At 71.4% G+C, this 23,665-nt stretch carries 21 protein-coding genes and 3 pseudogenes; 10 read left to right on the plus strand and 14 right to left on the minus strand.

The genetic code is table 11. From position 1 onward, the window contains the following. Window positions 1–216 precede the first annotated feature (216 nt). The 3 genes and pseudogenes from ACFWIS_RS21340 to ACFWIS_RS21350 all read left to right on the plus strand — a co-directional run. A pseudogene (locus ACFWIS_RS21340) lies at window positions 217–336 on the plus strand (TerD family protein); the annotation flags it as partial. Further along, window positions 309–524 (plus strand): TerD family protein, encoded by a 216-nt coding sequence (locus ACFWIS_RS21345; protein ID WP_380456172.1) that lies wholly within the window; start codon window positions 309–311, stop codon window positions 522–524. The pseudogene ACFWIS_RS21340 and the gene ACFWIS_RS21345, both read left to right, overlap by 28 nt. Window positions 525–547: 23 nt before the next feature. After that, a protein-coding gene (locus ACFWIS_RS21350) for an IS5 family transposase (RefSeq protein ID WP_380456141.1) occupies window positions 548–1,434 on the plus strand; the annotation gives its coding sequence in 2 pieces (ribosomal slippage) (window positions 548–917 and window positions 917–1,434; 888 coding nt in all). Window positions 1,435–1,444: 10 nt separating this feature from the next. Here ACFWIS_RS21350 and ACFWIS_RS21355 read toward each other — a convergent pair. Further along, window positions 1,445–1,870: a DUF6210 family protein gene (locus ACFWIS_RS21355; protein ID WP_380456139.1), complete on the minus strand. Its 426-nt coding sequence runs from the start codon at window positions 1,868–1,870 to the stop codon at window positions 1,445–1,447. Window positions 1,871–1,949: 79 nt separating this feature from the next. On the opposite strand from ACFWIS_RS21355, the pseudogene ACFWIS_RS21360 reads away from it, so the two are divergent. The 3 genes and pseudogenes from ACFWIS_RS21360 to ACFWIS_RS21370 form a co-directional block, all read left to right on the plus strand. Next, window positions 1,950–2,174 (plus strand): annotated as a pseudogene (locus ACFWIS_RS21360) (TerD family protein); the annotation flags it as partial. Then, complete coding sequence (locus ACFWIS_RS21365) at window positions 2,171–2,542, plus strand: hypothetical protein (RefSeq protein WP_380456137.1); 372 nt, start codon at window positions 2,171–2,173, stop codon at window positions 2,540–2,542. The pseudogene ACFWIS_RS21360 and the gene ACFWIS_RS21365, both read left to right, overlap by 4 nt. 90 nt (window positions 2,543–2,632) lie before the next feature. Next, window positions 2,633–3,226: a PadR family transcriptional regulator gene (locus ACFWIS_RS21370; RefSeq protein ID WP_380456135.1), complete on the plus strand. Its 594-nt coding sequence runs from the start codon at window positions 2,633–2,635 to the stop codon at window positions 3,224–3,226. Window positions 3,227–3,246: 20 nt separating this feature from the next. Here ACFWIS_RS21370 and ACFWIS_RS21375 read toward each other — a convergent pair whose 3' ends face one another. The 6 genes from ACFWIS_RS21375 to ACFWIS_RS21400 form a co-directional block, all read right to left on the minus strand. Further along, window positions 3,247–4,038, minus strand: coding sequence for an SGNH/GDSL hydrolase family protein (locus ACFWIS_RS21375; RefSeq protein WP_380456170.1), 792 nt, complete (start codon window positions 4,036–4,038; stop codon window positions 3,247–3,249). Beyond that, window positions 4,038–4,439 carry a nuclear transport factor 2 family protein gene (locus ACFWIS_RS21380; protein ID WP_380456133.1) on the minus strand — a complete coding sequence of 134 codons (402 nt, stop codon included), beginning with the start codon at window positions 4,437–4,439 and terminating at the stop codon, window positions 4,038–4,040. Before ACFWIS_RS21380 ends, ACFWIS_RS21375 begins: the two co-directional genes overlap by 1 nt. A gap of 269 nt (window positions 4,440–4,708) precedes the next feature. Beyond that, window positions 4,709–6,625, minus strand: coding sequence for a putative Ig domain-containing protein (locus ACFWIS_RS21385; protein WP_380456131.1), 1,917 nt, complete (start codon window positions 6,623–6,625; stop codon window positions 4,709–4,711). 522 nt (window positions 6,626–7,147) lie between these two features. After that, window positions 7,148–7,999 (minus strand): SDR family oxidoreductase, encoded by an 852-nt coding sequence (locus tag ACFWIS_RS21390; protein WP_380456129.1) that lies wholly within the window; start codon window positions 7,997–7,999, stop codon window positions 7,148–7,150. Between the two features lie 157 nt (window positions 8,000–8,156). Then, window positions 8,157–8,621, minus strand: a complete 465-nt coding sequence (locus ACFWIS_RS21395; protein WP_380456127.1) for a hypothetical protein — start codon at window positions 8,619–8,621, stop codon at window positions 8,157–8,159. Between the two features lie 156 nt (window positions 8,622–8,777). Next, a complete protein-coding gene (locus ACFWIS_RS21400) occupies window positions 8,778–9,296 on the minus strand; it encodes a MarR family winged helix-turn-helix transcriptional regulator (protein WP_380456126.1) in 519 nt (172 codons plus the stop codon). 403 nt (window positions 9,297–9,699) lie between these two features. Here ACFWIS_RS21400 and ACFWIS_RS21405 point away from each other — a divergent pair, with 403 nt between their 5' ends. Both ACFWIS_RS21405 and ACFWIS_RS21410 read left to right on the plus strand, forming a co-directional pair. Further along, window positions 9,700–9,873: a hypothetical protein gene (locus ACFWIS_RS21405; RefSeq protein ID WP_380523957.1), complete on the plus strand. Its 174-nt coding sequence runs from the start codon at window positions 9,700–9,702 to the stop codon at window positions 9,871–9,873. Window positions 9,874–9,998: 125 nt separating this feature from the next. Continuing rightward, on the plus strand, window positions 9,999–12,392 hold the full coding sequence (locus tag ACFWIS_RS21410; RefSeq protein WP_380456122.1) for a phosphoketolase: 2,394 nt from the start codon (window positions 9,999–10,001) through the stop codon (window positions 12,390–12,392). A gap of 145 nt (window positions 12,393–12,537) precedes the next feature. Here ACFWIS_RS21410 and pflA read toward each other — a convergent pair whose 3' ends face one another. The 4 genes from pflA to ACFWIS_RS21430 all read right to left on the minus strand — a co-directional run bounded on the left by pflA (window position 12,538) and on the right by ACFWIS_RS21430 (window position 19,483). Further along, a complete protein-coding gene (gene pflA / locus ACFWIS_RS21415; protein WP_380456120.1) occupies window positions 12,538–13,314 on the minus strand; it encodes a pyruvate formate-lyase-activating protein in 777 nt (258 codons plus the stop codon). Between the two features lie 110 nt (window positions 13,315–13,424). Next, on the minus strand, window positions 13,425–15,692 hold the full coding sequence (pflB, locus tag ACFWIS_RS21420; protein WP_380456118.1) for a formate C-acetyltransferase: 2,268 nt from the start codon (window positions 15,690–15,692) through the stop codon (window positions 13,425–13,427). A gap of 29 nt (window positions 15,693–15,721) precedes the next feature. Then, a complete protein-coding gene (adhE, locus tag ACFWIS_RS21425) occupies window positions 15,722–18,379 on the minus strand; it encodes a bifunctional acetaldehyde-CoA/alcohol dehydrogenase (RefSeq protein ID WP_380456116.1) in 2,658 nt (885 codons plus the stop codon). A 243-nt stretch (window positions 18,380–18,622) separates the two neighbouring features. Continuing rightward, window positions 18,623–19,483: a universal stress protein gene (locus tag ACFWIS_RS21430; protein ID WP_380456114.1), complete on the minus strand. Its 861-nt coding sequence runs from the start codon at window positions 19,481–19,483 to the stop codon at window positions 18,623–18,625. On the opposite strand from ACFWIS_RS21430, the gene ACFWIS_RS21435 reads away from it, so the two are divergent. Together ACFWIS_RS21435 and ACFWIS_RS21440 are read left to right on the plus strand one after the other, a co-directional pair. After that, window positions 19,403–19,891 carry an oleate hydratase gene (locus ACFWIS_RS21435; RefSeq protein WP_380456113.1) on the plus strand — a complete coding sequence of 163 codons (489 nt, stop codon included), beginning with the start codon at window positions 19,403–19,405 and terminating at the stop codon, window positions 19,889–19,891. The genes ACFWIS_RS21430 and ACFWIS_RS21435 overlap by 81 nt on opposite strands. Window positions 19,892–20,072: 181 nt before the next feature. Further along, window positions 20,073–20,945, plus strand: a complete 873-nt coding sequence (locus ACFWIS_RS21440) for a universal stress protein (RefSeq protein WP_380456110.1) — start codon at window positions 20,073–20,075, stop codon at window positions 20,943–20,945. Between the two features lie 42 nt (window positions 20,946–20,987). Here the strand turns inward: ACFWIS_RS21440 and ACFWIS_RS21445 are convergent. The 3 genes and pseudogenes from ACFWIS_RS21445 to ACFWIS_RS21455 all read right to left on the minus strand — a co-directional run. After that, window positions 20,988–21,290, minus strand: a pseudogene (locus ACFWIS_RS21445) (NAD(P)H-binding protein); the annotation flags it as partial. A 44-nt stretch (window positions 21,291–21,334) separates the two neighbouring features. Then, the gene (locus tag ACFWIS_RS21450; protein ID WP_380456107.1) at window positions 21,335–21,505 is read right to left on the minus strand and encodes a hydrophobic protein; all 171 of its coding nucleotides are present in this window, start codon (window positions 21,503–21,505) and stop codon (window positions 21,335–21,337) included. Window positions 21,506–21,823: 318 nt separating this feature from the next. Next, window positions 21,824–23,458 carry a PP2C family protein-serine/threonine phosphatase gene (locus ACFWIS_RS21455; RefSeq protein WP_380456105.1) on the minus strand — a complete coding sequence of 545 codons (1,635 nt, stop codon included), beginning with the start codon at window positions 23,456–23,458 and terminating at the stop codon, window positions 21,824–21,826. Between the last annotated feature and the right edge of the window lie 207 nt (window positions 23,459–23,665).

The raw sequence follows: 23,665 nt of genomic DNA on the forward strand, positions 1-23,665 counted from the left end.
TGGCGCTATCCATGCAAGTCCCAGCCGTCGCCCTGCACGCCAGCACCGAGTCGGCGGCCTTCCGGTCGGGACCCAGAAAGCGCAGCCGCGGCGGCGCAGCCTGCGAACCCACCGGCATCGGTTCATGACACGGCAACCTGGCCTGCAGGTTCCCCCTCTGTGTAGCGCAAAAATCCACGAACCCATCGGCTTAGGGCGAAGGGCGGCAACATCTCCCTGACGGAGGCGGCTCCCGGTACGGGCACCGTCACAGTCGGACTCGGATGGACCACGGCCACCCGCGTCGAACTCGACGCCAGCGCTCTGCTGTGCGACGCCTCCGGCAGGGTGCTCTCCGAGCAGCACTTCGTCTTCTTCAACAACACGCGCAGCCCGGGCGGGGCGGTGCGCCATATCGTCGCCCCTCCAAGGACGCCACCTCCGGAGACCGGGAACGCATCGAAGCCGACCTGGCCGCCGTACCCGCAGCCGTGGAACGCATCGTCGTCGCCGTCGCGATCTACGACGCGCACCAGCGGCGCTAGGCCCGTGTCTCATAATTGATCTTGTGGTGAGTCGAGGAGAGATAACGGATGCTGCGTGGGCTCGGATAGAGCCGTTGCTGCCACAGCGGGACGGGGCCGGGCGTCCTTGGCGTGATCACCGCCAGGTGGTGAACGGGGTGCTGTGGCGACTGCGCACCGGCGCCCCGTGGCGTGACCTGCCCGAACGCTACGGCCCATGGCAGACCGTCTACCGGCGCTTTGCCCAATGGGAGAAGGACGGCACCTGGGCCACACTCCTGCACGAGGTCCAAGTCCGCAACGACGCCGTGGGGACCGTGGAGTGGACGGTCTCGATCGACTCCACGTTCGCGAGGGCTCACCAGCACGCCGCCGGTGCCCGAAAAAAGGGGATCAGCCCGAGGACGAATCGGATGATCCGGCAGCAGTTGCGCGCCGCGAGGCGCTCGGCCGGTCCCGGGGCGGGCTGACCACCAAGGTCCACCTGGCGGTCGACGGCCGGGGTCTGCCGCTGTCGATCGTGCGGAGCACCGGCAACACGGCCGACTGCACGATGCTGCCAGCCGTCCTCGACGCGATCCGTGTTCCGCGCGTCGGGACCGGGCGACCGAGGACCAGCCCCGACCGGGTGGTGGCCGACAAGGCCTACTCCTCCCGGAAGATCCGTCGGCTGCTGCGGCGCAGGCGGATCAAGGCGACCATCCCCGAACGCCGGGACCAGATCGCCAACCGCGCCCGCCGCGCGAGCCGGGGCGGTCGGCCGCCGGCCTTCGACAAGGCCGCCTACAAGGGGTGGAACGTCGTCGAGCGGTGCTTCGCCAAGCTGAAGCAATTCCGGTCAGTGGCAACCAGGTTCGACAAACTGGCGGCCCAATACAAGGCTGGGGTGGTCATCGCGGCGCTGATCCTCTGGCTCAGGGCGGACAGCTGATCGCCGCGATTCAGTCCGAGTTGGCCCACAGCAGCACTCCGGGGCCGTCCGGCGTGATCACCGGCACCCAGGACTCGTCGGCATCGCGGATTCGGCTCTCGTCCAGCCGCAAAACGTGCAGATCCTCCGTGTGCCCGTCGGATGCCCAGTAGGGGATGCTTTCGATGATTCCGCACAGCCTTGCGCGCTCGTCATCCGGCCACGAGTAGTTCCACGTGCCGGCGCCAGCGAACTCCTCCTCGAACAGTTGGCGCAGCGCGTCCAGCGCGTCAGGGCCGAATACCGGCACCAGGAAGCCCTCCGCCTGCCCCTGTCGACACAGCTGGCCACCGTACTGCTGCTGGTAGAAGACGCCGGTCGGGGCCTCGACCACCACGTGCAGCCACCCGTCGGCCGCGCCGTCCTGATCAAGTGTTACGAAACGTCGAGAGCTCACGGCGGCAGTCTCCTCGACCGCTGGCCATGGGCTCAACGACATTTCCCAACCACAAGATCAATTATGAGACACGGCCTAGTCCTTCGCACAGGTCCCGCACGCCCACATCCGCCTCGTCGACCCGGTCACCGCCACCGAAGTGGTCCGGTACGACCTCACGGGCAGCGAGGCGGAGACGGCCATGCTCTTCGGCGAGCTGTACCGCCACGGAGGCGGTTGGAAGTTCCGCGCCGTCGGCCAGGGCTACGCCTCCGGGCTGGCCGGAATCGCCGCCGACTTCGGCGTGGACGTGCTTCACTCATGACCTGCTTCTTCGACCCCTCGCACGGCGCCGGCACCACCACCGCCCTGTGGTCCCCGCAGTGGGGCGTTCCCCGCCAGATCCACACCTGCGGCGGCTGCGCCCACCGCATCAGCACCACCCCGCCGCCGTTCTACACCCCGCCGCAGACCGACGGGTACCCGCAGCCGGTACAGCCGGGCTACCCGCAGCAGGCCTACCACCAGGACGCCCACCCGCAGCAGGGCTATCCCCAGGTCCCCGGACAGGAACGGCCGGAGGGAGGCCGTCGCTTCGGCGCCGGCGCGATGCTCGGCGCGGGCGCCGCCGGCCTGGTGGGCGGCGCCCTGCTCGGCGGGGCGTTCAGCGACGACGGCCACTACGACGAGTGAGGGCTCCGGCGCCCGGACCCCAAGAGGTAGGTGCGTTGTTGATTAGTCGCGTCGGTCGCCGGCGCACCGGGCGCTCGCTAGGCTGGCGGCATGGCTCTGCGCAACGCGATCATGTCGACCCTCCTGGAGGGCGAGGCGTCCGGTTACGACCTGACGAAGGCGTTCGACGCGTCGGCGGCGAACTTCTGGATGGCCACACCGCAGCAGCTCTACCGGGAGCTGGACCGGATGAAGGCGGAGGGGCTGGTCAGCGCCCGGGTCGTCGAGCAGGAGCGGCGGCCGAACAAGCGGCTGTTCTCGCTCACCGAGGCGGGCCGCGCCGCGCTGCGGTCGTTCACGGCCTCGCCACCGCGACCGTCCGCGGTCCGTGACGAGCTGCTCGTCCAGGTGCAGGCCGTGGACGCGGGCGACCCGGACGCCGTGCGCGCGGCGCTGCTCGAACGGCTGGTGTGGGCGCAGGCCAAGGTGGCCCGCTACGAGCGCCTTCGGGCGCGGCTGCTGGACGGGCGTTTCGAGGACGAGTACCTCGCCACGGCCGAACGGATCGGGCCGTATCTGACCCTGATGCGCGGACTGTCGTTCGAGCGCGAGAACCAGCGCTGGTGCGAGCAGGTGCTCGCCGTTCTGGACCGGCGGGCCGCCGCGCCGGCGCCCGCACGGGGGCCGGCGCAGGGCCCGGTCTGACGGTCTTCGGGGGCGGCCGCTCAGTGCGCCGGGCGGGGAGCCCCGACCGGCCTCAGATCCGGGCGTTTCGCGACCCGTCCGTCGCCGGAGGAGCGCCCGCGCAGGCGGCGCATCAGCCACGGTCCGAGGAAGGTGCCGATCCAGGCGGCCTCCTGGGCGGCTCGCCGGTGGAGCCCCGCTGCCGGGAGCGGTGGCAGCGGCTCGGTCCACCCACCGTCGCTGCCGGGCAGCGCGAGCGCTTCGGCCGCCGCGGCGGCGATCCCGGCGTGGCCGAGCGGGCTGGCGTGCAGCCGGTCCGAGCTCCACATGCGCGGATCGGTCGTCACCTCGTGCGGGAAGAAGTCGACGACCACGACGCCGCGGTGGTCGGCCGTGGCCCGGATGCGCGCGTTGAGGTCCAGGAGCCGGGGTCGCAGTCCGCGGGCCAGTGGCGCGATCCGGCCGATGTCGGGGAAGGTGAACGTGAGCACCCGCGCCCCGGTGGCCGTGAAGGCGGCGAACATCGCGTCCAGCTCCGCCACCACCCGGCCCGCGTCGAAGCCCGGCCGCATCAGGTCGTTCATCCCGGCGACCACGGTGACCAGGTCCGGCCGCAGCGCGAGGGCAGGGGCGAGCTGTTCGGCCCGCACCTCGCCGGCGAGTCGGCCGCGCACGGCGAGGTTGGCGTAGAGCAGACCGCGTTCGTGCCCGGCGATCGTCTCCGCCAATCGGTCCGCCCAGCCGCGCCATCCGGCCGCCTCGTCACCGTCCCCCAGGCCCTCGGTCTGGCTGTCGCCGACCGCGACGTAGCGACGGAAGCCCGTGGTCGCGATCATGCCGCGGACGCGCCCTGCGCTTCGGCGGTGATCCGCTCGAACTGCGCGCCCATCGCGGCGGCGAGCGCCTGCGCGCCGGAGAGGGGGCGGACCATCACCGTCAACTCGTCGATCAGGCCGTCCTCGTCGACGTGGAGGAAGTCGCAGCCGTGCACCTCACGGCCGTCGACGGTGGCCTTGAAGACGAACGCGTGGTCGCGGCCGCCGCCGTCGTTGATCTCGCGGACGTAGTGGAAGTCCTCGAAGACCCGTGCGGCACCGCGCAGGATCGCGGCGGTCATGGCCTTGCCCGGGTAGGGCTTGAAGACGACGGGGCTGGTGAAGACGACGTTCTCGGCCAGAAGGGCCTCGAGGGCATCGTGGTCGTCGGCTTCGACGGCTGCGCGAAAGGGGTGCACGACGGGCTCCATAGTCAACAAATTGAATAGCTTGCCTGTGCGTGAGCCTAGTCGCGCGGTCCGGGCGATGTCGAGGATGCACCGAACCTCGGCGTTCGCGAGCGGGCCAGGGCGTTCCGGACGCGACCCGCCCTGGTCGGGCTGGACCGACCAGGGCCAGACCGCCAAGCTCTTCACTCCGATCCACACCGACGACGGCGAGATCACCGACCAATGGGTGGGCCCGGCGGCAAGGAGCCGCCGGGCCGAGCGTTCGGACGGGCCAGGGGTCAGCTGGTCTGGATCGCGGTGTCGTCGATCACGAAGCTGGTCTGGAGGGAGGAGTCCTCCACGCCGGTGAACTTCAGCGCGACGCTCTGACCGGCGTAGGCCGACAGGTCGATCGTCTTCTGGGCGTAGCCGGTGTTGTGGTCGAGGTTGGAGTACGTGGCCACCGTGGTGCCGTTGACGGTCACGGTGAGCTTGTCGTACTGGGCAGTGGTGGTGGTTTCGGCCGTGTCGATGTGCAGCCAGTAGCTCAGGGTTGCCTTGCAGCCCGACGGGACGGTGACGGTCTGCGCGAGGCTGTCGGTGTGCGAGGTGCCGTAGCCGTCCAGCCAGGCCTTCCAGGAGCCGCTGTGGGCGGGCTCGGACGCCGAGTTGTCGATGACGCCGCTGGTCGCGGTCCACGGCGCGGCGGAGCCGGTCTCGAAGCCGGGGTTGCCGAGCAGCTGGGCCGGGGTGCAGGAGCCTCCGGTGCCGTTGACCGTCCAGCCGAAGCTGGTGGAGCCGGTGGCGCCGGTGGTGTCCTTGGCGGTGGCGGTCACGTTGTAGCTGCCGGCCGCCGTCGCGGTGCCGGTGATCAGGCCGGTCGCCGAGTTGATGGAGAGGCCGGTCGGCAGGCCGGTGGCCGAGTAGGTGAAGCTCTGGCCGGAGGCCGAGTCACTGGCCTGGACCTGCAGGCTGACCGAGGCGCCCTGCGCGGTCGTCTGGTTGCCGGGATTGGTGACGCTCACCGTGTTGCCCGTCGAGCCGCCGCCCACGATCGGGTGGGAGATCGCGCAGGAGTTGGTGTCGTTGGACCAGCTGGCCTGCTCGGCCCAGGTACCGAAGCTGCCGAAGGTGATGTTGGCCGCGCCGCCCGCGGTGCCCGGGGACAGCCAGGCGCACTCGTCCGAGTTCTCCTGACCGTTGTACGAGCTGCCGGACACGTGGTTGGTCCAGCCGCCGGCCGGGTTCTGGTCCGACATCATCTCGTGCCACTCGTGGCCGAGGGTCATCGTGAAGCCGTCCAGCGTACCGGGCGAGTTGACGAAGCCCACGCCGCAGCCGGCGCCGGAGTCGATGTTGTACGGCTGGTTGCTGAACGCGACGTCGCCGTACGGGGAGTTGACCGCGCCGCCGGTCAGCGTGGTGTCACCGTTGTAGTCGTGCCACGCGCAGTACTGGTTCTGGTAGTTGTCCGGGTTGGTGCCGTGCGGCGACAGGATCACGTAGTAGGCGTCCCGGTTGGAGGCCGCCGTGGTGTTGCCGAAGTGCGCCGCGGCGTTGACGGCTTCCTGGCCCAGCTGGTGCCCGGTGGCCGCGCTCGGCGACGCCGCCGCGTTGTCGTACCACACGCCGGCGAGCACGCCACCGCTCTGATAGGGGACGAAGTTCGCGTTGGAGGGGCAACTGGTGGCCCCGGCCGCCACGTTCGGCCCGTCGCACCACTGCGTCAGGTCCGCGGACCACAGCTCGTTGCCGGTGCCGATGCCCTTGAACATCTGCTGGGCGGCGCCCGCCGCCCCCGCGGAGTCGCCCGAGAACTTGGCGTTGCCGTTGGCGTCCGCGGTCTGCGTGCCCCACTGGTTGCCGTAGAAGACCAGGTAGACCTTGGAGTGGCCGCTCTGCACGCCGATCCCGTCGATCCCTCCGCCGTAGGAGAGGGTCTGCGGTCCGGTGGCCGCGCCGGCGCTGGGCTCCTGGTGAGTGGAGGCCCACTGCTTCATCTTCTCGTTCTGCGCGATGGTCGGCATGACGCCGTGTCGGTAGGGGTGCTGGTAGGCGGGGCTGTACGGGTTGGTCACGGAGCCGTTCTGCGACGACGCCGACTCGTCCGCCGCCTGGGCGGCACCGCCGGTGATCAGGGCGGCGGTGACGAGGGACAGCGACGCGACGGCGGCCAGGGCCGCTCGTCTGAGCGCACGAACGTGGGGGATGCCCATGGGTGGGGGTTCCTCTCTCATGCCGACTCCGGTGCCGGTCGGCCCGGATGACGGCTCGTGGCAGGGCGGGTGCCGGCGAGGACGCGGGCGCGAGGCGTAACGGTGGAGTGGCCCGTGCTTGCCGGCAGTGCCGTGGGGGCTGACGGGCGTCGACCGACGCCGTGTCAGCGGCAGAGCTGCGGTGCGGGTGGAGCAGCGGAAACCAGGCCCGGTGGCCGGCCTGCGGAGGCTCCGGCGGGGGCGTGAACGGAAGAAAAGCAGCGGTGACGGGCCGCAGTCAACGGATAACGCAAAAGAAGGATGTGCGCGCCACCGAAACCTCCGAGAAGGAAAGAATCTGACGAGAACTCAGCAACGGGACACTCTCGCGTCCGTCATTTCGGAATCTCCGGAACAGCACGCGGCCCTTGTCACAAAAGGCCCGAGCGATCGAACGCGTTCCCGCTGTCGGCGTTCCCCAGCGGGGGTACACCGCACGGACGGACGGTCAAACCCCGCTCCCGTCACCGGAAGCAGGACGGATCACCGGAAGTGGGCACGGTGTTCGTCCAGGAAGGCGTCGAGCGTACGGGGCGGCCGACCGAGGACGTCGGTGACGGTGCTGGTGGGGAACTCGGTTCGGGCAATGGCGAGTTGCTGGATCTCCACGACGTGGTCGGCGAGCCAGGCGGGCATGCCGGCCTGGCGGACGAGGGTGTCGCGCAGCTCGTCCGGGGCGAGGTCGACGTACCTGATCCGACGGCCGGTCAGTTCGGTGAGCCGGGCGGCGAGATCGGGGTGGGAGACGGCTTCCGGCCCGGTCAGCGCGTACGTACCGCCCGCGAGGTGGCTCCGGGTGAGCACTGCGGCCGCGACATCGCCGATGTCGCGGCCGTCGACGTAGTTGCAGCGCGCGTCCCTCATGGCGCCGAGGACGAGCCCCTGGGCCACGGTGGGCGCGAGGCGCAGTAGGTTCTGCATGAACGCGTAGGGACGCAGGACGGTGCCGGTGAGCCCGGAGGCCCGCAGGTGTTCTTCGACGGCGTGGTGCCCCCGGGATATCGCGACGGGTGACGTGGGCTCGGCGGCGGGGGCGGAGAGCTTGACGACGTGTCCGATACCGCTGTGGGCGGCGATGTCGATGACGCGGGTTTCGAGTTCGACCTGTGCGGGGCTGTTGGCCATGGCGAGGAAGAGCTGGTCGGCGCCCGCGAAGGCGGCGCGCAGCGAGTCCGGGTCGCCGGCGTCGGCGTACCGGACCTCGACGAGCCGGTCGTGCGGGCCGGTGGTGCCAGGGAGCGGTCGGTGCGGGGTGCGAGTGAGGGCGCGGACGGGTACGTCGAGTGCGCGGAGGCTGTGGAGCAGGGCGGTTCCGGTGGTTCCGGTCGCTCCCATGACAACGATCATCGGGTTTCTCCTCGGTGCTTGGTGTCGTCCGCGGCAGCCGGTGCCGCGAGGGTGGGTTCGGTGCGTCCGGGCGCCGGTGGCCGGACCGAGGTGCCGGTCACGGCCGGGCTCACGGCCGGGCTCACGGCCGGGCTCACGGCCGGGCTCACGGCCGGGCTTTCGCGACGCCGGCGCGCCAGCGCAGGGTGACGACGGTGGTGGCGAGGACGGCGGAGACGGGCAGGTCGATGCGCAGTCGCCGCAGCCAGGGCGCAGCGTGGACCGGGGTAACGGCCGGCAGCCACTCGGCGGCGAACCATCCCAGCGCCGCCGCCGCACCGGCGGTCACGATGACGAGCAGCGCGGTCAGGACGAGCCGCGGCAGGGTCGTGGTCCAGCGACGTGGCTGCCCGCCGTGCCGCAGCCAGGTACCGACCAGGAACGCCATCACCGCGGATGTGCCGGCGATGGAGGTGCAGGCCGCCACTGTGAGGTCCGCCTGTCCGGTGACGACTCCCGCGGCACCCGCCGTCAGGGCGGGGGCGGCGTACGCGGTCAACACCTCGCGCCACAGCGTGAACTGCGGGGCGGCCGCCGGGCCCGGACCGGTTCTGTCCTTCGTCGCAGGCATCTCGACCTCTTCATCTCGTGGGAATTCCGGAAGGCGAAAGGGTTCGGCCAGGCTGCCGACGGGCCCTTGAAGAGCCAATAATTAGCTGGCTAATTATTGCTTCGCGAGAAGGGCTCCCATCCACCGGATGAGAGCCCGGGCCGGCCGCCGGCCGGGTCAGTCGGCGGTCAGGGCCGAACTGTCGCGCACGACACGGGCGAGAAGGTCCAGGAACACGGTTCGCTCCTCGACGGTGAGCCCCCCCACCATCGCCTCCAGTCGCCCGAAATGCTCGGGCGCCATGTCGCGCAGGCGCTGCGCACCGCGCGCGGTCAGGACCGCGACCGTGCCACGACCGTCCTCGACGGACGGACGCCTGGCAATCAGGCCGTCGCGCTCCAGGCCGTCCAGCAGGCCGGTGACCGTGGCCCTGGAGACGTCGAGGTCGGCCGCCAGTTGCGAGGGGGACTTCTCCCCCCCATGGCCTTCGAGGTCCGCGAGCAGCCGGTAGCGGCCCGTCGACAGCCCGAACCTGGCGAAGTGGGCCTCGGCCGCCCGACCGACCCTGGCACCCGCGGAGATCAGCCGCACCGCGACCAGCACGGCCTGCGGATCCACCTCCAGGCCATAGTGCCGCAGCTGCCACTCGGCCTGCTCCAGCGTGGGCTGCTCGCCGTCGGCTCCACCCTTTGTCATACACCTAATATGGCAGCTAACGACCTGGGGCGTCAAGGCGCCATGAGCCTCAGGCGGACCAGGTGGGGTCCGGCTACTTCTGGACCATTGCCCCGCTCGATCTCGGCGTGGGTCTGCCCGCCGCCGTCGCCACTGCGGTCGGGATGCACCACGGCAGCGCTGCGAGCGATCCCAGGGCCGAACGGCCCCGTTCGTCATGGCCGATCGGGGCGGGCCAGCCGGCCGCCGTGGGCCGGCAGGCCCCTCTCCCGGGGTCCTTCGGCCCTGATCGCGCTTCCGGGGACGTTCGGCCCAACACGGCGGCGATCGGACTTGGTAGACCGGTCCTGGCCCGTTCGACGGTGCCGCTCCGATCAGGCACGAGCAGCCCGGCGCCGAGGAGCCGGACGCCGAGGTCGGACTGATGGGCGTGGGCGGGCCGGCCCTGCCCGCCCACGCCCAGGTCCACCAGTGCGGCCCGGTGCCCTTCATGTGTGCCGTCCGGGCTCGGTTCCGCCAGGCCGGTGTGCCCGGTGACCTCATCCGGCACGAGGTCTTCGGCCCCGATCTGTGGCTGCCCGGGACCGCCGACGCCTGAACTCCACGCCGATAACCCGGCCGGGTGAACCCGCCCCCTGCGGCGCGGACGCCGGGCGCAGCAGCACTCAGCGGGAATTTCGTGGGAAGACGCTACGACTGACCATCGACAGAGAAAGGCTTCCGATGCGTACCGAACAGTGGGGCGACCCTCGCGCCGGCGGCGTGTTGGGCGAGCAGGAACTCGCAGAGTTGGACGCCCGGTGGCGTGCGGCGAACTACCTGGCCGTCGGGCAGATCTACCTGATGGCCAACCCGTTGCTGCGTGAGCCGCTGCGGCCCGAGCACATCAAGCCCCGCCTGCTCGGCCACTGGGGAACCTCGCCCGGGCTGAACCTCGTGTACACCCACCTCAACCGGGTGATCAGGGCCCGCGACCTGGAGGCGATCTGCGTCTGGGGTCCCGGTCACGGCGGCCCGGCCGTGCTGGCCGGGTCCTGGCTGGACGGCAGTTGCACCGAGCGCTACTCCGACGTCACCCGCGACGAGGCGGGCATGGCCAAGCTGTTCCGGCAGTTCTCCTTCCCCGGCGGGGTGCCCAGCCACGTCGCTCCCGAGACGCCGGGCTCGATCCACGAGGGCGGCGAGCTGGGATACTCGCTCGCCCACGCCTACGGCGCCGCGCTGGACAACCCCGAGCTGGTGGTCGCCTGCGTGATCGGTGACGGCGAGGCCGAGACCGGCCCACTGGCCGCCTCCTGGCACGCGAACAAGTTCCTCGACCCGGTGCACGACGGCGCGGTGCTGCCGATCCTCCACCTGAACGGGTACAAGATCGCCAACCCCACGGTGCTCGCCCGCCTCCCGCACGAGGAACTGGACGCGCTGCTGCGCGGCTACGGCCACGAACCCCTGCACGTCACCGGCGACGACCCGGTGCAGGTGCACCGGGCGATGGCGGCCGCCATGGACGCCGCTCTCGACCGGATCGCCGCAGCCCAGCACGCGGCGCGCGCCGAGGGTGCCACCGGGCGCCCCCGCTGGCCGGTGATCGTGCTGCGCACCCCCAAGGGCTGGACCGGCCCGCGCGAGGTCGACGGGGTGCCCGTGGAGGGCACCTGGCGCGCCCATCAAGTGCCGCTCGACCAGGTCCGCGACAACCCCGAGCACCTCGCCCAGCTGGAGGCGTGGCTGCGCTCCTACCGCCCCGACGAGCTCTTCGACGAGAAGGGCCACCCGATGCCGGACGTGCTCACCGGCCAGCCCCACGGGCCACGCAGGCTCGGTGCGAACCCCCGCACCAACGGCGGACTGATCACCCGCCCACTTCCCCTCCCGCCCCTGGAGAAGTACGCCGTGGCGGTGGACAAGCCCGGCGCGACCCTGCACGAACCCACCCGGGTGCTGGGCGGCCTGCTGGAACAGCTCATGGCCGACACCGCCGAGCGGCGCGACTTCCGCCTGGTCGGCCCGGACGAAACCGCCTCCAACCGGCTCCAGGCCGTTTACGGCGCCACCGGCAAGGCCTGGGAAGCGGAACTGCTGCCCACCGACGAACACCTGGAACGCGGCGGCCGGGTGATGGAGATCCTCTCCGAACACGTCTGCCAGGGCTGGCTGGAGGGCTACACCCTGACGGGCCGCCACGGCCTGTTCTCCTGCTACGAGGCGTTCGTCCACATCGTCGATTCGATGGTCAACCAGCACATCAAGTGGCTGCGCACCACCCGCCGCCTTCCCTGGCGCGCGCCCGTTCCCTCGCTGAACTACCTGCTCACCTCGCACGTCTGGCGCCAGGACCACAACGGCTTCTCGCACCAGGACCCCGGCTTCGTCGACCACGTCCTCAACAAGAGCCCCGAGGCCGTCCGGGTGTACTTCCCGCCGGACGCCAACACCCTGCTCGCCACCGCCGACCACGTGCTCCGCTCGAAGGACTACGTCAACGTCGTCGTCGCGGGCAAGCAGCCCTGCTACGACTGGCTGTCCCTGGAGGAAGCGCGGGTGCACTGCGCCCGCGGACTGGGCATCTGGAACTGGGCCGGCACCGAGGACGGCACCCGTGAGCCCGACGTGGTGCTCGCCTGCGCCGGCGACGTGCCCACCCTGGAGGTCATGGCCGCCGCCGACCTGCTCCACCACCACCTGCCCGAACTCGCCGTCCGGGTCGTCAACGTGGTCGACATCGCCCGCCTGCTACCCGCCGAGGAGCACCCGCACGGCATGCCCGACCCCGAGTTCGACGCGCTCTTCACCCGCGACAAGCCCGTGATCTTCGCCTACCACGGCTACCCGTGGCTGATCCACCGCCTCACCTACCGCCGTAACGGGCACGCTCACCTCCACGTCCGCGGCTACAAGGAGATCGGCACCACCACCACGCCGTTCGACATGGTGCTGCGCAACGACCTGGACCGCTACCGCCTGGTCATGGACGTCATCGACCGCGTTCCCGGCCTGGCCGTGCGAGCCGCACACGTCCGCCAGCTCATGGCCGACGTCCGCATCCGGCACGACGCCTGGATCCGCGCACACGGCACCGACCTGCCCGAAGTCACAGACTGGACCTGGCCCCGCTGACCTGCGGACGCCCCGGCCCCGTACCCGCAGAACGGTGGGTACGGGGCCGGGGCGTCCGTCGGCGGGCCGGTGGGATCGGCCCGTGGTCACGCCAGGGCCGGGGCACTCGCGGCTGCCCTGCACCGCACCTCGGCAGGTGGTCCGGTCACACGGCGTGCAGGCCCTGGGCGGCGAAGGCGGCGCGGGCGGTGGCCGTCTGGTCGGGGGTGGGCGTGGGGGTGTCGGCGAGGGGGAACGCCAGGCCGAGGGCCTGCCATTTCGCGGCGCCGAGCTTGTGGAAGGGCAGGACGTCGACGCGGGTGACGTTGCCGAGCGAGGCGGTGAACGCGGCGATGCCCTCGACGTTCTCGGCGTGGTCGGTGAGACCGGGGACGAGGACGAAGCGCACCCAGAGCTCCTTGCGGAGGTCGGCGAGGCGGCGGGCGAAGTCCAAGGTGGGGGCGAGTTCCCGGCCGGTGAGGTCGCGGTAGAGCCGACGGTCCCAGGACTTGATGTCGAGCAGGACGAGGTCGACGTCGGCGAGCAGGCCGTCGGTGGCGCGGGCGCCCAGGTAGCCGGAGGTGTCGAGGGCGGTGTGCAGGCCGAGTTCGTGCTTGAAGCGGTGGAACAGCTCGCCCGCGAACACGGGTTGGAGCAGCGGTTCGCCGCCACTGAGGGTGGCGCCGCCGCCGCAGGTGCGGATGAACTCGGCGCACTTGGCGGCTTCGCCGACGATCTCGTCGGTCGAGGCGTGCCGGCCGTCCCGCGTCCGCCAGGTGTCGGGGTTGTGGCAGTACTGGCAGCGCAGCGGGCAGCCGGCCAGGAAGGTGACGAAGCGGGTGCCCGGGCCGTCCACGCCGGTGGACAGGTCCCAGGAGTGCACCGTGCCGCTCACCGGCCGCCGGGGGGCGGCTGCGGCCGGGGTGGCGGCGCGGAGGTCCATTGCGCCTGTGGCCGGGGGTGGTTGGGCCATGTCGGGTCTCCGGGGAGGAATGACGGGTGCCGGCGCCTGTGGTCGGGGGCGCCGGCACCACGTCTGCTGACGGACAGCCCTCAGAGGGAGCCGTGGAACGTGCGGTTGACCACGTCGAGCTGCTGCTCGTGGGTGAGCCGGACGAAGTTGACCGCGTAGCCGCTGACGCGGATGGTCAACTGGGGGTAGTTCTCGGGGTGTTCCATGGCGTCGAGCAGGGTGTCGCGGTTGAGGACGTTGACGTTCATGTGGAAGCCGTGGCTGGTGGTGTAGCCGTCCAGGACGCCGGCCAGGTTGGTGATCCGTTCCTCGTCGGTGCGCCCCAGTGCGTCGGGCGTGACGGTGTTGGTGAGCGAGATGCCGTCCTCGGCCTGCGCGTAGGGGAGTTTGGCCACCGAGAGGGCGCTGGCGAGGTAGCCGTGGCGGTCGCGTCCGTTCATGGGGTTCGCGCCGGGGGAGAACGGCTCCCCCGCCCGGCGCCCGTCCGGGGTGGTTCCGGTCTTCTTGCCGTAGACGACGTTGGAGGTGATGGTCAGCACGGACTGGGTGTGCTCGGCGCCGCGGTAGGTCGGTTGCTTGCGCACCTTGCGCATGAACTCCTCGACCAGCCACACCGCGATGTCGTCCGCCCGGTCGTCGTTGTTGCCGTACGCCGGGTACTCACCCTCGACGACGTAGTCGACGGCGAGGCCGCTCCCGTCGCGGACGGGCTTCACCTCGGCGTACTTGATGGCCGACAGCGAGTCCGCCGCGACCGCGAGGCCGGCGACGCCGCAGGCCATGGTGCGCCGGACCTCACGGTCGTGCAGGGCCATCTCCAGGCGCTCGTAGGCGTACTTGTCGTGCATGTAGTGGATGACGTTCAGCGCGTGGACGTAGGTGGCCGCCAGCCAGTCCATCTGCCGGTCGAGGCGGTCCAGCACCTCGTCGTAGTCCAGGACCTCGCCGGTGACCGGCCCCGTCTCGGGGCCGACCTGGGCGCCGGAGACCTCGTCCCGGCCGCCGTTGATGGCGTACAGCAGGGTCTTGGCGAGGTTGACCCGGGCTCCGAAGAACTGCATCTGCTTGCCGACCGCCATCGCGGAGACGCAGCACGCGATCGCGGTGTCGTCACCGAAGCGCGGGCGCATCAGCTCGTCGGACTCGTACTGCACGCTGGAGGTGTCGATCGATGCCTTGGCGCAGAACTCCTTGAACCCTCGCGGTAGTCCGGGCGACCAGAACACGGTCATGTTCGGCTCGGGGGCGGGCCCGAGGTTGTAGAGGGTCTGCAGGTAGCGGAACGAGGTGCGGGTGACCAGCGGGCGGCCGTCCTCGCCGATGCCGCCGATCGACTCGGTGACCCAGGTGGGATCACCGGAGAACAGCTCGTCGTACTCGGGGGTGCGCAGGAAGCGCACGATCCGGAGCTTGATGACGAAGTCGTCGACCAGTTCCTGCGCCCGGTCCTCGGTCAACACGCCGCGGTCGAGGTCGCGCTGGAGGTAGATGTCGAGGAAGGTCGAGGTGCGGCCGAGTGACATGGCGGCGCCGTTCTGCTCCTTGACGGCCGCCAGGTAGGCGAAGTACAGCCACTGGATGGCCTCTTGGCCGTCGGACGCCGGGCCGGAGATGTCGTATCCGTAGCTCGCGGCCATCTGCTTGAGCTCGCCCAGCGCGCGGACCTGTTCGGCCAGTTCCTCGCGCTGGCGGATGGTCTCCTCCAACCGGGCGTCGTCGTGGGGCATCGCGTCCAGCTCGGCCTTCTCGGCGTGTTTGGTCCGGATGAGCCGGTCGACGCCGTAGAGGGCGACCCGCCGGTAGTCGCCGATGATCCGGCCGCGGCCGTAGGCGTCCGGGAGCCCGGTGATGATGCCGGCCTTGCGGGCGGCGAGGATCTCGGGGGTGTAGGCGTCGAACACACCGGCGTTGTGGGTCTTGCGGTACTCGGTGAACGTCTTCTCCAGCTCGGGCGACACCGGGTAGCCGTAGGTCCTGAGGGCGCCGGCCACCATCCGCCAGCCGCCGTACGGCATGATCGCGCGCTTGAGAGGTGCGTCGGTCTGCAGGCCGACGATGAGCTCCCGCTCGCGGTCGACGTATCCGGGCGCGTGCGCGGTGATGGTGGAGGGGATGTCGTACGCGACGTCGTACACGCCCTTGGCGCGCTCCTCGGGGAAGCGGTCGGTGATCCGCTTCCACACCGCCAGCGTGCGTTCGGTCGGGCCCGCCAGGAATGCGCCTCCGCCCTCGTACGGCGTGTAGTTGTGCTGGATGAAGTCGCGGACGTCGATGGTGTCGCGCCACCGCCCGCCCTCGAAGCCGTCCCAGGTGCCGGGGTCGGTCCGCTCGCGCTGCTGCGTGGTCATGGTCGGCTGCTTCCTCTCGCCGTCGGTGGTCAGGCCCGGTCGCCGTAGTACGCCTGGCGCATGAGCTGCTGCATGTCGTCGAGCATCGGCATCCGCGGGTTGGCGGGCGCGCACTGGTCCTCGTAGGCGTTCATCGCCTGCTGCGGCAGCGCCGCCAGGAAGGCCGCCTCGTCCACGCCCGCGTCCTTGAACGAGCGCGGGATCCCGACCCGGTCGCGCAGCTCCTCCACGGCCCGGGCGAGCGACTCGACGCCCTGATCGGGGGTGTCGGCCGGCAGGCCGAGCATCCGGGCGATGGCCTGGTAGCGCTCGGGGGCCGCGTAGCTGCGGTACTTGGGCCAGCTGGTCACCTTGGCCGGGGCCGCGCCGTTGTAGCGGATCACGTGCGGCAGCAGCAGGGCGTTGGTCCGGCCGTGGGCCACGTGGAAGGTGGCGCCCACGGTGTGTGCCATGGCGTGCACGACGCCGAGGAAGGCCGAGCCGAAGGCCATGCCGGCGATGGTGCCGGCGTTGTGCATCTTCTCCCGGGCGAGCGGGCTGCCGGGCCCGTTGGCGACGGCCTCGGCCAGGTGGTCGAAGACGAGCCGGATGCCCTGCAGGGCCAGGCCGTCGGTGAAGTCGTTGGCGTAGACGGAGACATAGGTCTCGATGCAGTGGGTGAGGGCGTCGAAGCCGGTGTCAGCGGTGACGTCCTCGGGCAGGTGCGTGGTGAGCGCCGGGTCGACGATGGCGACGCTCGGAGTGAGCGCGTAGTCCGCCAACGGGTACTTCTGACCGGTGGCGGTGTCGGTGATCACCGCGAACGGGGTGACCTCGCTGCCGGTGCCGGAGGTGGTCGGGATGCACACCAGCTTGGCCAGCTCCCCCAGGTCGGGGAAGGTGAAGGCCCGCTTGCGGATGTCGAAGAACTTCTCCTTGAGGTCGGCGAACTCGACCTCGGGGTGCTCGTACATCAGCCACATCACCTTGGCCGCGTCCATCGGCGAGCCACCACCGAGCGCGATGATGGTGTCGGGTCGGAAGGCGCGCATCAGCTCGGCGCCCTTGCGGACGGTGTCGATGCTCGGGTTGGGCTCGACGAAGTCGACGATCCGCACCTCCACCGGCTCGCGGCGCCGGTCCAGCACCTCACGGATCCGGTCGAGGTGCCCGATCTCCACCATCGTCCGGTCCGTGACCACCACGACCCGATGGGCGTTCGGCATGCTGGCCAGGTACGTGACGCTGTTGCGTTCGAAGTAGATCTTCGGCGGGACCTTGAACCACTGCATGTTGGTGTTGCGCCGTCCGATCCGCTTGATGTTGACCAGGTTGAGCGCCGAGACGTTGCCGGCCACGGAGTTGTGCCCGTAGCTCCCGCAACCCAGCGTCAGCGAGGGCACGAAGGCGTTGTAGACGTCGCCGATGCCGCCCTGGGAGCTGGGCGCGTTCCAGATGATCCGGCAGGCTTTGACGGCGTGCCCGAACTCCTCGACGAACGCCTCGTCCTCGGTGTGCACCGCCGCCGAGTGCCCGAGCCCGTTGAACTCCACCATCGCGGCGGCCAGTTGGACACCGTGGTCACGCGAGTCGGCGGTCAGGACGGCCAGCACCGGACAGAGCTTCTCCCGGGTCAGCGGCTCCGACGGCCCGACCCGCGCGGCGTCCACCAGGATCAGTGCCGTGTCCGCCGGCACCTGGAATCCCGCCGCTTCGGCGATCTGCGCGGCGGACCGCCCGACCACGGCCGCGTTCAGGCGCTCCCCCGCGCACGAGCCGCCGTCGCCCGTGCCGAACAGGTACTGCTCCAGCAGCGCCTTCTCCTCGGCGCTCGCGTGGTGCGCCTTGAGCCTGCGGAACTCGTCGAGAGCCGCTTCGCGGATCTGAGCGTCCAGGATGACGGCCTGTTCGGACGCGCAGATCATGCCGTTGTCGAAGGTCTTGGAGAGCACGATGTCGTTGACCGCCCGCTTCAGGTCCGCGGTCCGTTCGACGTAGGCGGGCACGTTGCCCGCGCCGACCCCGAGGGCCGGCTTGCCGCAGGAGTAGGCGGCCCGGACCATGGCGTTGCCACCGGTGGCCAGGATGGTGGCGACGTCCGGGTGGTTCATCAGGGCACGGGTCGCCGCCATCGACGGCTCCTCGATCCACTGGATGCAGTGCGCGGGTGCACCGGCCGCCACCGCGGCGTCCCGGACGATCCGCGCCGCCTCGGCGGAGCAGCGCTGCGCGGACGGGTGGAAGGCGAAGACGATCGGGTTGCGGGTCTTCAGCGCGAGCAGGCACTTGAAGATGGTGGTCGAGGTGGGGTTCGTCACCGGGGTGATGCCGGCGATCACGCCGACCGGCTCGGCGATCTCCACGACCCCGTCGATCTCGTCCCGGCGCACCACGCCGACGGTCCTCGTACGGGCCATCACGTGGGTGACGTTCTCGCAGGCGAAGACGTTCTTGACGGCCTTGTCCTCGAACAGCCCCCGACCGGTCTCCTCCACCGCCAGCATCGCGAGCCCGGTGTGCTCGGCCAGCGCCGCCAGCGACGCCTTCTTCACGATGCGGTCGACCAGTTCCTGGGTGAAGCCGGCGTACTCCTGAAGGGACGTCAACGCCGGTTCGAGCAGCGCGTCGACGGCGGCCTGGGTCTCGTGGGGGACGGTGGGGCGGGGAACGCTCACTGCGGTGTCCTCTGTCGGCTCGCGGCGGGGCATGCGGGACCACCTTTCGGGTCGTCGGCCAAGGTCGGGCGCCTACCGGCTGCTGCGTGCGCCGACACCGGTAGCCTCCCCCGCGGATCGGATCGCGGGCCCCGGCCAATGGGGCCTGCCTGCGGGCCGAAGGTCCTGTCTTCGCCCTTCCCGCTCCCGCCCGGTCCGCTCCCGCCCGGTCCGCGCTCGACACGCGCGAGTGGCCGGAACCGCGTCGGTCCCGGCCACCGCCACCCGCTCCCGGGTTCAGTCGTGCGGCACGACCGCCACCGGGCCGTGGGCGCGGTGGATGACCGCGTGCGCCACGTGCCCGAGCTTCGGGACACCCGTCGGACGTGCGGGCGCGCGCCTTCCCACGACCACCAGGGCGGCGCTGCGCGACGCCTCCACCAGCGTCCGGGACGCACTCCAGCCGGACACCTCGGCCGAGGTGCGCACCTCGGGGAACTTGTCCCGCCAGTGGGCCAGCGCGTCCCGGAGGTGCACGGTCTCCGCCTCCACCAGGGACCGGCGGATCTCGTCCGGCCCGATCGGGGCCCCGGTCCGCAGCGGCCCGTACGGTTCGACCCGGCCTTCCAGTGCCCGCAGCACGGCCCCGCGCCGGGAAGCCTCCTCGAACGCGAAGCCGATAACGGCGTCCGACTGCCGACCGCCCCGCAGACCCACCACGACTTCGCCGGGGCCGGCCTCCGGGTCCGCGGCGCCCACCGGGACGAGGACGACAGGGCACCGTGCCTCCGCCGCCGCGCGCAACGCCACGGACCCGAGAAGCCGCCCGGTGACCCCGCCCGGTCCACTGGAGCCGAGAACGAGCAGGCCGCCCCGCTCTCCGGCGGCTGCCAGTGCGGACCACGCACTCCCGGGTATCGGCTCGCAGGCGACCTCCAGCAGCGGCAGCGCGTGCGCGAGCTGCGCCCGGAGCTCCGTCACGCACTCCGGCAACCGGTCTCCGCCCGCCTCGAGGGGCGGAAGGTCACCGCCCTCCGGCGGGAGCACGCAGACCAACCGGAGGGCGACGCCTCGCCGGTGCGCGTCGTACGCCGCCCATCGAGCCGCCGCGGTGCTCTCGGCGGACCCGTCGACACCCGCCACGACGGAATCAAACATGGCTCCAACCTCCAAGGGGTCTGTTCGGCATGGACACCCACGTGCCCGGCTCGCATCCAGCAGCGTGGTCCGGGGCCGGCCTCCTGGACAGGGACCGGTCAGCCCCCAGCCGGTGCCGAAGGTCCCCGGAGCCACCGCCACCGCCTCCGGCCGGGCGGGCGTCACGTCCCGGGCACCAGCGCGACGGGGCAGACGGCGTGGTGCGGCACTGCGGTCATCCCGCACGGCGCCCGCAGATTCGCCCTCCTCGGCCAGTTCGTGGAGATCCCCGCGGACGTGGTCTTCACCGTCGACTGCGCGGTCCGCGGCGCCGTGTACGCCGTGTACCAGCTGCTCGGTCTCGACACGCCGATCCCGCCCGTCCACCACGCCCGCTCCGAGCCCAACACGGCGTTCCCCACGCCCTGAGGACCGCGTTCAGCTGACCGGCAGCACCGCGGCCGGACCCGAGGCGCGCACCCGGGACCTTCGGCCCGGCCGACGGACCCGGGCGGCCCTGGAGCGGCGGGACCGCATTCGGCCAGGCTGGTCCCCGGCCCCGGGTGGTTGTGCCCGGGGCGGTCCCGAGCAACGGAAGCAGGGCACAGCCATGAGCAAGTTCGTTCTGGCCGGAATCGACGGCTCGGCCGAGAGCACCGCGGCAGCGCAGTGGGCGGCCGACGAGGCGGTGCGGCGCAGCCTCACCCTGCGCCTGGCCCACGCCTGGACCTGGCAGGACGACGTCCACGCCGATCCCGACCAGCCGGCGGAGGTACGTGCCCTGACCGAGCGCATGCTCGCCCACGCGGCGGAACAGGTGTGCTCGGCTCACCCGGGCCTGGAGGTGCACACCGAACTGCTGGCCGGCCACGAGCCGGCCGCGTCCCTGCTCGCCGCCGCGGCCCGCTCCGAACTGCTCGCCGTCGGATCCCTGGGCCTTGGCGGCTTCGAGGGTCTGACGGTGGGATCGGTCGGTCTGAACGCCGCGGCACGGTGCGACGTGCCCGTCGTCCTGGTCCGGTCCGCGCAGGCGAACCAGGTGGGCGCCGCCGACGGAGCCGAGGTGGTCGTCGGCCTCGACACCCGCGCCCCGGCGAACGAGGTCATCGACTTCGCCTTCCGGGAGGCCGCGGAACGCGGAACCGCGCTGCGCGCCGTTCACGGCTGGACCCCGCCGGCGGTCTGGGGCTACGCGGGGTGGACGGCGCCGCTGGTCGAGACCGAGCAGTTCCGCATTGTCGAGGCCGGGTTGCTCAGTCAGGCGCTCGCCCCGTGGCGGGAGAAGTACGCCGGGGTGGAGGTGGTCGAGGACAGCCGGATCGGCAGCGGCGCCGGCGCGGTGGTGGACGCCTCCGGCAGTGCCGAACTGGTCGTGGTCGGCCGCCGGCGGCGCCGCCACCACCTCGGTATGCGGCTCGGTCCGGTCGCCCATGCGGTGATCCACCACGCCCAGGCGCCGGTCGCCGTCGTTCCGCACGACTGACGCGCCGCAGGGAGCCGTGGCGGGGATCGCGAGCGGGGCGGTGAGGACGGCTGCGACGTCCGCCCGGTCGATCTCGCCGGGACCGGTGGTGTCGGCGAAGTCGACCAGGCCAGTGCCAGGGCCGTCGCGAAGCCAGGCCGGCCGTACCACGGTGCGGTCCAGGGCACGCCGTGACAGCAGGTTGGCGGGCGCAGTCGCCGGCCGGCCCCCAGAGCATGACGCCGCCGGTGCCCTTGTCGAGGACGTACTGGGTCGTGGCGGCCACCGACTGCTCGCCCTCGTTGGACAGGAAGACCTTCCTGTCGGCGTTCCACCGCCAGCTGCGTACCTCCTGTGCAGGATCATCCCGCACCTCCTCGGAACCACGCGGGCGGCCGCGGGCTGCGGTGCTACCAGCGGTACCAGCGGCCTCGGCTGCCCGCACTGCTGGTGCCGCGCACGACGAACCCGAGCAGCCAGACCACCAACACCACCACGGCCACCCACCACAGGGCCTTCAGTGCAAAACCCACACCGAACAGGATCAGGGCCAGCAGGAGCACGAGCAGAAGGGGAACCATCGTCAGCAACCTCCTTGGTCGGTCGAACGTCCTTCGTGTGGACTCGTCTGCCCCGCACCGCCCTCCCCATGCACGTTCAGAGCACAGGAGCGCTGCCCGCGGCGGTCGGCGCCAGGACCTGTGTGCTGACGCCGTGGTGCCGGTTGAGGGTGCGCGCCTGGACACGGGCCCGGTCCGGCAGGCGCTCCGATTCGGCGCTCGACAGTCTGGGTTCGCCGACCGGATGGCCGGCATCGCCCGCCAGAGTGCGGCCTTGCCTGCTTCTGGTGGTCGGTGAGGACGGCCGCCGACTCGCCGACGGCCCGTTGGCGCCCCCGCTCAGCGGGCGATGTGCAGGGCGCAGATGTCGTCGCGGCGCGCCTGTGGGCCGACGAGCGCCCGCGTGAGCGCGTCCACGCAGCGCGGATCGCCCACGTGGACCAAGGCGGTGCGCGCCAGACGGGCCAGCCCCTCGTCCAGGCTCTGGCCCGGGGTCTCGACCAGCCCGTCCGTGTAGAGGAACAGGTGGTCCCCGGGCAGCAGGTCGAGGGTGGACGCCTCGTAGTGCGCCTCCGTGGTGGCTCCCAGCAGCGTGCCCTCGGGGGCCGGCAGGAAGCGGGCTCGGCCCCCGCGCACCAGCAGCGGGGGCAGGTGGCCGGCTCGGACCCAGGTCAGCCGGGAAGCGACCGGGTCGTAGCGGGCCATGATCATGGTCGCGGTCTCGAAGCCCTGGTCCGGTGTGTGCAGCAGCAGGGTGTTGAGGCGGGCCAGGATGGCGGGCAGCGGCGTGCCGGTAATGGCCATGCCCTTGCCGGTGAAGCGCAGCAGCGCCATGGTGGCCACTGCGTCGAGCCCGTGGCCCGCGACGTCGCCGACGACGAACAGCGCGTTACCGTCGGGCAGTTCGACGGCGCTGTACCAGTCGCCACCGAGGCTGAGACCTTCCTGCACGGGCTGGTAGGCGACGTCGACGGTCAGGCCCGCCAAGATCCGGGTCTGGCGGGACACCGGAAGGAGGGTGTCCTGGAGACGGGCGGCCAGCCGGCGTTCGGCGGCCAGCTGGCTCTGCTGGGCGAGCGCCTCCTGCTGGTGATGGCGGAGCTGCTGTTCCGCGTGCTTGGCCGCGGTCAGGTTCTGGAAGAAGCCGTGGACTTCGACCGGGTCGGCGTGCGCGTCGAGTTCGGCTTCCGCGACGATCCGCACGTGCCGTACCTGTCCGCCCGGAGTGGTGATCCGGAACGTGTGATCGATCGGCTGACCGTCGCCCAGCAGCTGATGGACAGCCCCGCCGAGGGCCGGAAGGTCCTCGGCCGGGACGTGGGAGGGCAGTTCCTCCAGGGTCATCGGGCCCTGGACCGGGTCACGGTCGAAGATCGCGTAAACCGCCTCGGACCAGGTGATCACGTTGCGAACCAGGTCCCAGTCCGCCCAGCCCATGCCCGCCAGGCGCTGCATGGCCGCCATGCGGCGCTGCTCACGCTCACCCGTGTCCAGGCGGGTCCAAGAGACGATCAGCCCGCCTTGGCACGGCACCGCCCGCACCCCGTAACGCGAGCGGTGCGGGATACCGGCCGCGACCTCCTCGTACTCCAGCTCGCCCTCGTAGCACTCACCAGTCTCCAGGACCTTCAGGTAGCCGAGCCACAGCTCACTGCCCGCCGCCCCGGGATACGTCTGGAGGACGCCGAGCCCGACCAGGTCCCGGCCCCGCCGGCCCCCGATGTCCACCGCCCCGGGCGAGGCCGCCGCGAAGCGCAGGTCCGTGACCTCTCCCTCTGGGCCGAGGACCGGCTGGAGGAAGGTCACCGATCCCGGGACCCCGGCCAGGACCTCCTGAACCGCGGACACCGCCGGCTCGGCGACCGGGTTCAGGGCGGGTGGCTGCTGGCGGGCCAGGTACCGGCGCGAGGAGAAAACACCACCGTCATCGGGTCCCCCGGTCCGCGTTACCTCGTGGTCGGCGTCGACATCCATGGGACGAGCATGCCACGTAGGCTCCGCGCGACAGCCAGTTCCTGTTGTTCGTCCCCCCGCTCCCAGCGGAGCGGCCGGTCCGAAAGGCGTCGCGTCGTACTCGGATGCAGCCGCGGGGACAGCACTGCCGATCCCGAGTCCCGCAGACGCCTCTGCGGCACAAGCCCCGCAGGCACCCGAGCCGGAACGGGACCCGCTCCTGCGGTC

Origin of the sequence: Kitasatospora sp. NPDC127060, assembly GCF_042724935.1 — a bacterium.
In the GTDB taxonomy this organism is placed as follows: domain Bacteria; phylum Actinomycetota; class Actinomycetes; order Streptomycetales; family Streptomycetaceae; genus Kitasatospora.

Bases quoted from the DNA above. Each gene is read 5' to 3' on its own strand.
- ACFWIS_RS21440 (WP_380456110.1), top strand. From the start codon at position 20,073: ATGAGCAAGTTCGTTCTGGCCGGAATCGACGGCTCGGCCGAGAGCACC.
- pflB (WP_380456118.1), bottom strand. From the start codon at position 15,692: ATGACCACGCAGCAGCGCGAGCGGACCGACCCCGGCACCTGGGACGGC.
- ACFWIS_RS21385 (WP_380456131.1), bottom strand. From the start codon at position 6,625: ATGGGCATCCCCCACGTTCGTGCGCTCAGACGAGCGGCCCTGGCCGCC.
- pflA (WP_380456120.1), bottom strand. From the start codon at position 13,314: ATGGACCTCCGCGCCGCCACCCCGGCCGCAGCCGCCCCCCGGCGGCCG.
- ACFWIS_RS21370 (WP_380456135.1), top strand. From the start codon at position 2,633: ATGGCTCTGCGCAACGCGATCATGTCGACCCTCCTGGAGGGCGAGGCG.
- ACFWIS_RS21455 (WP_380456105.1), bottom strand. From the start codon at position 23,458: ATGGATGTCGACGCCGACCACGAGGTAACGCGGACCGGGGGACCCGAT.
- ACFWIS_RS21430 (WP_380456114.1), bottom strand. From the start codon at position 19,483: ATGTTTGATTCCGTCGTGGCGGGTGTCGACGGGTCCGCCGAGAGCACC.
- adhE (WP_380456116.1), bottom strand. From the start codon at position 18,379: ATGCCCCGCCGCGAGCCGACAGAGGACACCGCAGTGAGCGTTCCCCGC.
- ACFWIS_RS21365 (WP_380456137.1), top strand. From the start codon at position 2,171: ATGACCTGCTTCTTCGACCCCTCGCACGGCGCCGGCACCACCACCGCC.
- ACFWIS_RS21410 (WP_380456122.1), top strand. From the start codon at position 9,999: ATGCGTACCGAACAGTGGGGCGACCCTCGCGCCGGCGGCGTGTTGGGC.
- ACFWIS_RS21400 (WP_380456126.1), bottom strand. From the start codon at position 9,296: ATGACAAAGGGTGGAGCCGACGGCGAGCAGCCCACGCTGGAGCAGGCC.
- ACFWIS_RS21395 (WP_380456127.1), bottom strand. From the start codon at position 8,621: ATGCCTGCGACGAAGGACAGAACCGGTCCGGGCCCGGCGGCCGCCCCG.
- ACFWIS_RS21450 (WP_380456107.1), bottom strand. From the start codon at position 21,505: ATGGTTCCCCTTCTGCTCGTGCTCCTGCTGGCCCTGATCCTGTTCGGT.
- ACFWIS_RS21390 (WP_380456129.1), bottom strand. From the start codon at position 7,999: ATGGGAGCGACCGGAACCACCGGAACCGCCCTGCTCCACAGCCTCCGC.
- ACFWIS_RS21405 (WP_380523957.1), top strand. From the start codon at position 9,700: ATGGGCGTGGGCGGGCCGGCCCTGCCCGCCCACGCCCAGGTCCACCAG.